The organism is Paraplanobispora takensis (assembly GCF_016863195.1).
Classification (GTDB): domain Bacteria; phylum Actinomycetota; class Actinomycetes; order Streptosporangiales; family Streptosporangiaceae; genus Planobispora; species Planobispora takensis.
Window position 1 is genome coordinate 38,764 of the sequence record NZ_BOOK01000014.1, and the last position, 9,335, is coordinate 48,098.

Annotated in this window: 10 protein-coding genes; 8 read left to right on the plus strand and 2 right to left on the minus strand. The window is 72.4% G+C overall.

The features are described 5' to 3' along the window. Positions 1 to 90 precede the first annotated feature (90 nt). Positions 91 to 1,011 carry a glycoside hydrolase family protein gene (locus tag Pta02_RS10460; RefSeq protein WP_203874538.1) on the plus strand — a complete coding sequence of 307 codons (921 nt, stop codon included), beginning with the start codon at positions 91 to 93 and terminating at the stop codon, positions 1,009 to 1,011. A 19-nt stretch (positions 1,012 to 1,030) separates the two neighbouring features. Here Pta02_RS10460 and Pta02_RS10465 read toward each other — a convergent pair whose 3' ends face one another. Continuing rightward, positions 1,031 to 2,008, minus strand: a complete 978-nt coding sequence (locus Pta02_RS10465; protein WP_203874539.1) for a sulfotransferase family protein — start codon at positions 2,006 to 2,008, stop codon at positions 1,031 to 1,033. A gap of 66 nt (positions 2,009 to 2,074) precedes the next feature. Between Pta02_RS10465 and Pta02_RS10470 the strand changes: the two genes are divergently transcribed. Continuing rightward, positions 2,075 to 3,427, plus strand: a complete 1,353-nt coding sequence (locus tag Pta02_RS10470) for a lanthionine synthetase LanC family protein (protein WP_203874540.1) — start codon at positions 2,075 to 2,077, stop codon at positions 3,425 to 3,427. Positions 3,428 to 3,597: 170 nt separating this feature from the next. On the opposite strand, the gene Pta02_RS10475 is transcribed toward Pta02_RS10470, so the two are convergent. After that, positions 3,598 to 4,500 carry a TauD/TfdA dioxygenase family protein gene (locus Pta02_RS10475; protein ID WP_203874541.1) on the minus strand — a complete coding sequence of 301 codons (903 nt, stop codon included), beginning with the start codon at positions 4,498 to 4,500 and terminating at the stop codon, positions 3,598 to 3,600. 307 nt (positions 4,501 to 4,807) lie between these two features. On the opposite strand from Pta02_RS10475, the gene Pta02_RS10480 reads away from it, so the two are divergent. From Pta02_RS10480 to Pta02_RS10505, 6 genes are all read left to right on the plus strand, one after another. After that, the gene (locus Pta02_RS10480; protein WP_203874542.1) at positions 4,808 to 5,872 is read left to right on the plus strand and encodes an ABC transporter substrate-binding protein; all 1,065 of its coding nucleotides are present in this window, start codon (positions 4,808 to 4,810) and stop codon (positions 5,870 to 5,872) included. 7 nt (positions 5,873 to 5,879) lie between these two features. Further along, positions 5,880 to 6,728, plus strand: coding sequence for an ABC transporter ATP-binding protein (locus Pta02_RS10485; protein ID WP_203874543.1), 849 nt, complete (start codon positions 5,880 to 5,882; stop codon positions 6,726 to 6,728). A gap of 41 nt (positions 6,729 to 6,769) precedes the next feature. Further along, the gene (locus Pta02_RS10490) at positions 6,770 to 7,666 is read left to right on the plus strand and encodes an ABC transporter permease (protein ID WP_203874544.1); all 897 of its coding nucleotides are present in this window, start codon (positions 6,770 to 6,772) and stop codon (positions 7,664 to 7,666) included. Between the two features lie 11 nt (positions 7,667 to 7,677). After that, positions 7,678 to 8,085 (plus strand): RrF2 family transcriptional regulator, encoded by a 408-nt coding sequence (locus Pta02_RS10495; protein WP_203874545.1) that lies wholly within the window; start codon positions 7,678 to 7,680, stop codon positions 8,083 to 8,085. Positions 8,086 to 8,285: 200 nt separating this feature from the next. Further along, positions 8,286 to 9,113: a GntR family transcriptional regulator gene (locus Pta02_RS10500; protein WP_203874546.1), complete on the plus strand. Its 828-nt coding sequence runs from the start codon at positions 8,286 to 8,288 to the stop codon at positions 9,111 to 9,113. Continuing rightward, complete coding sequence (locus tag Pta02_RS10505) at positions 9,104 to 9,331, plus strand: 4Fe-4S dicluster domain-containing protein (RefSeq protein ID WP_203874547.1); 228 nt, start codon at positions 9,104 to 9,106, stop codon at positions 9,329 to 9,331. The genes Pta02_RS10500 and Pta02_RS10505 overlap by 10 nt, the downstream gene beginning before the upstream one ends. Positions 9,332 to 9,335: the final 4 nt, after the last annotated feature.

Sequence of the window (9,335 nt, forward strand, 5' to 3'; positions counted from 1 at the left end):
GTCAATAGGTAATATATGGAATATCGCCGCTCCGCCAAGAAAGGGTGAAGAGCCATGGACGCCTTCCGGCCGGGATCTAACCTCGTGCCCATGTCGATCGAGGAGAGCGCCTCCCGCGGCGCGGCGCTGCCGCCCGCCCCCGTCCGCTCGGCCGTCGCGGTCGCGCCGCCGACCCCCGGCGAGGGGCACTGGGCCGGAGCGCCCAGCGCGGTGGCGCACGAGGGCCGGATCTATCTCGCCTACCGGCTGCGCCGGCCCGTCGGGCAGGGACGGGGTCACACGGTGGTCGTGGCCCGCTCCGCGGACGGTGAGCGCTTCGAGACCCTGCTGACGATCACGCGTGAGGAGATGGACACCGAGTCCCTGGAGCGGCCCGCGCTGGTGCGCACCCCCGAGGGGCGCTGGCGGCTGTACCTGAGCTGCGCCACGACCGGGACCAAGCACTGGCGCGTGGAGATGATCGAGGCCGACGACCCCGCCCGCTTCGACTCCCGCTCGCGCAGGACCGTCCTGCCCGGCGATCCGAAGACGGGGGTGAAGGATCCGGTGATCGTACGGCGGGAGGGGGTGTGGCACCTGTGGGCCTCCTGTCATCCGCTGGCCGACCCCGACCACACCGACCGGATGGTGACCGACTACGCCACCAGCGCCGACGGCCTGGAGTGGACCTGGCACGGCACGGCGCTGAGCGGCCGCCCCGGGGCCTGGGACGGCCGGGGGGTGCGGATCAGCGCGGTGCGCTTCACCGGTGAGGGGGTGCTGGCCTTCTACGACGGGCGGGCGAGCGCGCAGGAGAACTACGAGGAGCGGACCGGGATCGCCGTGGGATCCGATCCGGCCGACCTGGCGCCGCAGGGGGACGCCCCCGCCGCGGTCTCGCCGCACCGGGGCGGGGGGCTGCGCTATCTCGACATCGTCGACCTGCCGGACGGCGGTGTGCGGCTGTACTACGAGTACACCCGCGCCGACGGCGCGCACGAGCTGCGCACCGAGCTGCGCCGGTCGGCCTGACGGCACCGGGCCGCGCCGGTCAGCCTGAGGAGGGGCGGCCGTTGCGGGCCTGGCGCTGACCGGGAGGGCGGGCGCCCACCAGGCCTCCGGAGCGCTCCCTGGGCCGCAGCCAGTCGCCGAAGTCCTCACCGGTGACCTGCTGCAGCAGCTCGATGTCGTCGGCGAAGCGGGGGATGAGCCGCCGGCGCTGCTCCCAGGTGAGCGGGCGCCGCGCCTTGCCCCGCCGCTGGAGCAGGCCCTCGATCGGCTCGGCCAGTGCCGTGCCCAGCCGTCCCGGCAGCAGGCGGCCGGCCCGCAGGGCGGCCGACAGCAGCCGGTGCCGCCGGTCCGCCTCGGGATGCGCGGTCACGTTCTCCCGGGGGACCTCGGTGAGCAGGCCCTGCTCCACGCCGAGGAAGGCGCAGATGCGGTCGAGCGCGGGCCCGGGTCTGTCGAGCAGGTCGCGGTATCTGAACACCAGCACCTGTTCGCGGGGGAAGAGCGTGAACAGGTGCGCCAGCTGCTCGCCGTACCGGCCCAGCCGGACGTAGTGCCAGAAATGGGCCCAGCCGGCCTCGATGCGCCGCTCCTCCTCGGCGCAGGCGCGCACCACGTCGCCGATCGGCTCCAGGCCGGCCGACCACAGGTGCGTCCAGTTGGAGTGGGCCCGCTCGACCGGGTCGCGCAGGATCGCGATGATCCGCGCCCGGGGGACGGTCGCGTGGATGCGCCGCTGGGCCTGCCGGTCGTAGAGATAGAACGGGGTCGACTCGCCACGTGAGGTCCCCGGCGGGGCGTCGGCGAACAGGGCCTCGTAGTCCTCGCGCCGCCAGACGTGCTCCCGGTAGGTCTGGGCGTCGCCCGGCCCGCCCCGGTCCGGCGGGGGGCCGTCGGTGAGGAAGAACTTCGGTTCCTTGACGGGGGACATGTAGAGCTGCGGGTGTCTCTGGAGTGCGGCGTGCAGAGCCGTCGTTCCGGACTTGGGGGCGCCTGCGACCAGGAAGTCCGGCAGGGGCATCGTCGTCCTCCGATCCCGTGTGGCAAATACCTTATTTTCCTACCAAATGTGTGGGATAATGTAAACATGGGTTCGGATCTCACCCGCTCCTCGCGAGCGGAGACTCCCCTGACCGCCGCCGTCTCGGCCGGACGCTGGATCCGCCGGGCGGCCGTCGACGGTGAACACGGACGGCACTGGAAGGCCAACCCCGATCCCCGGGGCAGATCGGCCCTCAACCCCGCCGAACCCGCCTCGCTCTACGCCGGGGCGGCCGGCATCGTGCTGTTCTTCCTGGAGCTGGCCGACGCGACCGGCCACGAGGCGTACCTGGAGGACGCCCGCGCCGGCGCCCGCTATCTCGCCTCCACCTGGCAGGACCAGACGGACCTCTCATTGCACCACGGCCTGGCCGGCACGGTCTTCGCCCTGGCGCAGGCGGGCTGGGTGCTCGGCGACGGGAGGTTCGAGGAGGCGGCCGTGGCCGCCGCCGACCGCGTCGTCCGCGGCGTGCGCGCCGTCGACGGCGGCGTCGGCTGGTCGCGGGACCCCGCCCAGCGGGGCGACGGCGGCATCGTGCTGAGCCTGCTGCACGCCTCCACGATCCTCGGCGTGCCCGCCTACGGGGAACTGGCCGTCGAGGCGGGCGGGCGCATCGCCGAGCAGGCGGTGCCCGGCCACCTGTTCGGCGACTGCCCGGATCTGCCCGCCGACGCGGTCACCCCGGGGTTCCTGTCCGGTACGGCCGGCACCGCCTTCCTGATGGCCCGGCTGTACGGCGTGACCGGGCAGGCGCGGTTCCTGGAGGCCGCCCGCCGGGGCGCGGGCTTCGTCCGCGCGGTCAGCACCGTCGCCGGCGAGTGCGCCGTGGTCCCGCACCACCTGCCCCAGGGCCGGGACCTGCACTATCTGGGCTTCTGTTCGGGCTCCGCCGGAGTGGCGCGGACCTTCTACGAGCTGTACCGGGTCAGCGGTGACGCGGGCGACCTCGACTGGGCCGAGCGGCTGGCCCACGGCATCGTGCGCAGCGGGGCCCCGCAGCGGCGCACGGCGGGGCTGTGGAACACCTCCTGCCAGTGCTGCGGCACCGCCGGACTGCTGGAGCTGTTCGTCGGCATGTGGGCCGTGACCGGCAAGGACAAGTATCTGGAGTTCGCCCGCACGCTGGCCGAGGACCTCATCGGCCGGGGGACCGACCACGACGGCCGGGGACTGCGCTGGTACCAGGCCTACCGGCGGCTGCGGCCGGGCGAGGTGTCGGCCGACACCGGCTACATGGTCGGCGCGGCCGGCATCGGCGCCGCGCTCCTGCACCTGGACGCGGCCCTGCAATCCGACGCCGCCCGGCGGGTGATCCTGCTGCCCGACAACCCGTTCCCGGCCATCCCCGTGCCGCCCGCCGTGCTGCGTCGTCCCATCGGGGAGCAGAACGCCGGGTGAGACGCGGTCCGGCGAAGGGCGGCCCGTCGCGGCCGCCCTTCGCGTTTCCGCCGGGGTCACGGGAAAGCCCCGGCCGCTCTGGGCGAGCGGCCGGGGCCGGGGTGATGACGGTCGCCGGGGTCGGGGGTGGCGGCTGTCGGGGCCGGGCGGTCGGGGTCGGACCGCCGGGATCAGGCGGCGACGGGGGAGTAGGCGGTGGCGTCGCCGGTCAGCACCGTGCTGGGGCTGCCGTCCACACCGACGGGGACGTCACCGGCGATGGTGATCCGGTGCAGACGGCGCGGCCGGCCGCCGAAGTCGTGTACGACCCGGTGCTGGGTGGCGCGGTTGTCCCAGACGGCCACGTCGCCCGGGGCCCACCGCCAGCGCACGGTGTTCTCCACCGCGGTGACCTGGTCCTGGATCAGCCGGATGATCGAGTCCGAGGTCACGGCCGACAGGCCGGCCACCCGCCTGGCGAAGTCGCCCAGCAGGATCGAGCGCTCCCCGGTCTCCGGGTGCACCCGCACGACGGGGTGCTCGGTCTCGAAGACCGTGGAGGCGAAGACCTCGGCGCGCGCACGCTCCTGCTCGGGGTCGTCCGAGGTGGCGATGCGGGCGTAGTCGAACCGGTTGGTGTGCACGGCGCGCAGCCGGTCGACCAGGTGACGCAGGTCGGCGGGCAGGTACTCGTAGGCGGTGACGGTGTTGGCCCACAGCGTGTCGCCGCCGGCCGGGGGGACGGTGACCGCGCGCAGCACGGAGGCCGCCGGCGGCCGGTCGACGAAGGTGACGTCGGTGTGCCAGCGGTCGACCTTCTGCCCGCCGCTGTAGTCGAGGTCGAGGATGTGGCCGTTGCCGCCGAGGGCGGGCACGGTCGGGTGGGCGGTGGTCAGCTCGCCGAGCAGCCGGGCGAACGCCTCCTGGCCGCTCTCGTCGAGGTGCTCCTGGCCGCGGAAGAAGATCACCTTGTGGGTGAGCAGGGCCAGGCGGATCTCGGCGACGACGTCGGCGGACAGCTCGCCGCCGAGCCGTACGCCGGTCACCTCGGCGCCGATCCGGCCGGCGACGGGGGAGACGTGAAGCGATGGCATGGTCGTGGGGTTCCTTCCAGAAGGGGAGAGGGGTCGTCCTAGGGCTGGAAGGGGCGACAGAGCGCGCTGGCCACGCGGCAGAAGTCCACGTGACTGCGGATGGTCAGCAGAACCGGGGTCGTCACGTTCCTCACGGTAGATCGGCCTCCGGATAAAGTCAACACAATTGGTAGGGAATTAGGGTTTATGACTACGCCCGATCGATGGGAGCTGGGAGTGACGGTGTGGTCACGGGGGCTTGACGCGGGCTCCGTCCGGGTCTATAAACACACTAAGTCTACTGAATAAGTGGGAAATAGGGAGAATGATGAACGCTCGCAGGCTTCGCGGAGTGGTGGCCCTCCTGGCCGCCGTGGGACTCACGACCGTGGCGGCGGCCTGCGGGGGTTCGGAGCCCGCGGATTCGGTCAAGGCCGGCGGCGCGGGACCCGCCGAGGTCAGGCTCGGCTACTTCCCCAACATCACCCACTCCACCGCCCTCGTCGGCGTGGAGAAGGGGCTGTTCGCCAAGCACCTCGGCTCCGGCACGACGCTCAAGACCAGCACGTTCAACGCCGGTCCCGCGGCGATCGAGGCGGTTTTCTCCGGTGCGATCGACGCCACCTACGTCGGCCCGAACCCGGCCATCAACGCCTGGTCGAAGTCCCAGGGCAAGGCGATCAAGATCATCGCCGGTGCGGCCTCCGGCGGCGTCTACCTCGTCGTCAAGCCGGAGATCAACACTGTCGAGGACCTGAAGGGCAAGAAGATCGCGACGCCGCAGCTGGGCAACACCCAGGACGTCGCCCTGCGCTACTGGCTCGACTCCAAGGGCATCAAGACCGACACCAAGGGCGGCGGCGAGGTCTCGATCGTGCCGCAGGAGAACTCGCAGACCATCCAGACCTTCGCCACCGGCGACATCGACGGCGCGTGGGTGCCCGAGCCGTTCGCCAGCCGCCTGGTCACCGAGAGCAAGGGCAAGATCCTCCTCGACGAGCGCGACCTGTGGCCGAACAAGCAGTTCGTGATCACCCACCTGATCGTCCGCCAGGAGTTCGCCGCCGAGCACCCCGAGACGGTCAAGAAGCTCCTCGAGGCGCACGTCGAGGCCAACGCCACGATCAACTCCGACCCGGCCGGCGCCGCGCAGACCGTCAACTCCGCGCTGGAGAAGCTGACCGGCAAGCCGCTCAAGCCCGAGGTCCTCGACAGCGCCTTCAAGAACATCACCTTCACCAACGACCCGATCGCCTCCTCTCTGGTCGGCAGCGCCGACCACGCCGTCAAGGTCGGCCTGCTGGAGCCGGTGGACCTCAACGGCATCTACGACCTGAAGGCTCTCAACGAGATCCTCGCCACCAAGGGCGAGTCGCAGATCGCGGACAAGTGAGGCGGCCATGACCACGCCACTGACCACGCCGCAGGCCGGGCCGGCCTCCGGGCCGGGGCGGGAGCACGGGCCCGCCGTCCGGCTGGAGGGCGTCTCGAAGGTGTACGGCCAGGGCAAGGACGGCCTGCTGGCCCTGGACGAGGTCTCCCTGACCGTGGCCCCCGGCGAGTTCGTCTGCCTGCTGGGCGCCTCCGGCTGCGGGAAGAGCACGCTGCTGTCGCTGGTGGCCGGGCTGGACGCGCCGACCGCCGGGCGGATCGAGGTCGAGACCGGCCGGGTGGCGATGATGTTCCAGGAGCCGGCGCTGTTCCCCTGGCTGACGGTCTCGGCCAACGTCGAGATGGCGCTGCGCGCCAAGCGGGACAGGGGCGTCAAGGGCACCGGGGGTGCCGAGGGTGCCGGGACCAGGAGCCGGGCCGAGCGCAGGGCCCTGGCCGGGGAGTTCCTGGACATCGTGCACCTGGGCGGGTTCGGCGGCAAGCGGCCGCACGAGCTGTCGGGCGGCATGCGCCAGCGGGTCGCGCTGGCCCGCGCGCTCGCCCAGGACGCCGACGTGCTGCTGATGGACGAGCCGTTCGGGGCGCTCGACGCGATGACCCGCGACCTGCTCCACGACGAACTGGAGCGCATCTGGCGCGAGCGGAACCTGTCGGTGCTGTTCGTGACGCACAACGTGCGCGAGGCGGTACGGCTCGGCGACCGGGTGGTGCTGCTGTCCAGCCGGCCCGGCCGGGTGGTGGAGAGCTTCCCGGTGGAGCTGGAGCGGCCCCGCCGTACCGACTCGGCCGAGGTGGCCCGGCAGGCGGCCGAGATCACCGACCGGCTGCGCGAGGAGGTCCTGCGCCATGGCCGCTGACCTCGTCCACGCAGGAAGACCGATTCGGAAGGTGGCCCGCGATGGCCGTTGACGCGAGCACCCAGCAGTCCGGCGCCGAGCCGTCCGACGTCCACGCGCGTCAGATCGCCGGGCTGGACGCCCTGGAGCTGGCCGACCGGCGCAAGAGCGGGCTGGCGTCCCGGATCTGGTCGGGCCTGTGGCCCGTCGTCTCCGCCCTCGTGCTCGTCCTGCTGATCTGGCAGGGCGTGGTGCTGGCCGGCTGGTGGCCCGAGTACGTCTTCGCCGGACCGGTCACGACCCTGGGCGAACTGGCCGGCCGCCTCGGTGAGGCGGAGTTCTACCAGGCGGTGGGCGTCACCATGCGGCGCGCGGTGGTCGGCTTCGCGCTGGCGATCGCGGTCGGGCTGGTGGTCGGCGCACTGGTGTCCAGGATCCGCCCGCTGCGCCGGGCGGTCGGCTCGCTGATCACCGGCCTGCAGACCATGCCGTCGATCGCCTGGTTCCCGCTGGCCATCCTGCTGTTCGGGCTGACCGAGAGCGCGATCACGTTCGTCGTGATCCTCGGCGCGGCGCCGTCCATCGCCAACGGGCTCATCGCGGGCGTCGACTACACCCCGCCCATCCTGCTGCGCGCCGGGCACATGCTGGGGCTGCGGCGGCTGAGCCTGTACCGGCACGTCATCCTGCCCGCCTCCCTGCCGTCGTTCCTGGCCGGGCTCAAGCAGGGCTGGGCGTTCGCCTGGCGGTCGCTGATGGCCGGTGAACTGCTGGTCATCATCGCCAACCAGCCCTCCCTGGGTGAGCAGCTGCACTACGCCCGGGAACTGGCGGACTCCCCGGGCCTGCTCGCCACGATGATCGTGATCCTGGTCATCGGCATCGGGGTGGACCTGCTGTTCGGGGCGGCCGACAACGCGCTGCGCCGCCGGTGGGGTCTGCACCAGGTCACGAACTGATCGGGGCGGCGATGCGGATCTCCGCCAGAACGCAGTACGCCCTGCGCGCGGCGGCCGAGCTGGCCGCCGCGCAGCCCGGTCCCCTGCCCGCCGAGAAGATCGCCGTGGCCCAGGGCATCCCGCGCAGGTTCCTCGACAGCATCCTGCTCCAGCTGCGGCGCGCCGGGGTGCTGCACAGCCAGCGAGGCCCGGAGGGGGGCTACTGGCTGGCCCGTCCCGCCGAGGAGATCAGCCTCGCCGAGATCATCTCGATCGTCGAAGGCGTTCCCGAGGGCGGCGACCACGGCGGGTACCCGGGGGTGGCCAGGCCCCTGGCCGACGTGTGGAGCGCACTGCGCGACCACGAGGAGACCATGCTCGCCGAGATCACTCTCGCGCATGTCGCGCGCGGCGCCCTGCCGGGGAGCGCGAGGGGCTGAGCCGCCGGAACTCCCGGGCCGCGGCGGTGCGCCGGCCCGCCGGAACGGGTGGCGGAACCCAGGTGATCCAGGGCGAAAGCGCAGGTCAGGAGGGGCTGGTCAGGTCCCGGGGTGGCGCAATCTCCCCGTTATTCTATTTTCCCTACTTGATTACTAGGGTTATTTCGTCACGAGGTTCCGGCGGTTTCCGGGAGGCGGGAATGGACAGGGCGGCGGCCGTACCCGCCATCGCCGAGGCACGGCGGCGCAGGGCCGACCGGGCCAGGCAGGTGGCCGACCTGCTGCGCAGGGAGATCCTGCACGGCGGGTTCGGCGCCGGGCGGCTGCCGCTGGAGGCGGCGCTCGCCCGCGAGTTCGGGGCCTCGCGCAACACCGTGCGCGAGGCGCTGGACCTGCTGCGCGAGGAGGGCATCGTCGAACGCTGCCCCGGGGTGGGCACCACGGTCGCGGGGGAGAAGTACCCGCACGGCCTGCACCGGCTGCTCGGCCTGGCCGAGACGCTCCACGAGCACGGCAGCGTGACCAACGAGGTCCGGACTATGGGCCTCATCGAGCCGCCGGCCGCGGTCGGGCGGCGGCTCGGGGTGGCGGCCGGGGAGCCGGTCGTCTATCTCGAACGGCTGCGCCGCCTGAACGGCCTGCCGCTCTCGCTCGACCTGACCTACCTCGTCCGCGACGTCGGCGAGCCCCTGTTCGAGGCCGACCTCGAACGCAACGACATCTTCGTGCTGCTGGAACAGCTCACCGGACAGCCGCTCGGTACGGCGGAGCTGACCATGGAGGCCGTCAACGCCGACGCCCACACCGCCGCCGTGCTCGACGCACCGCGCGGGGCCGCCCTGCTGATGATCGAGCGGCTCACCCACCTGTCGGACGGCCGCCCGGTGGACCTGGAGTTCGTCCGGTTCCGGGGAGATCGCCTGGCCATGCGCGGCCACCTGCGCCGTGACCCGGAGGACCCGGAGGACCCGGAGGACCCGGTGGACCCCCAGGACCCACAGGACCCCGAGGAGAACACATGCCCCTGATCACCCAGCGCGTCGAGGTCCCGGTGACCATCGACGAGGCCCTGTGCATCGACGGCTGCACGCTCTGCGTCGAGGCCTGCCCGCTGGACTCCCTCGCCATCAGCGACGAGACCGGCAAGGCCTACATGCACGTCGACGAGTGCTGGTACTGCGGCCCGTGCGCCGCCCGCTGCCCCGTGGACGCGGTCACCATCGACATCCCCTACCTGCTGCGATGAAGCC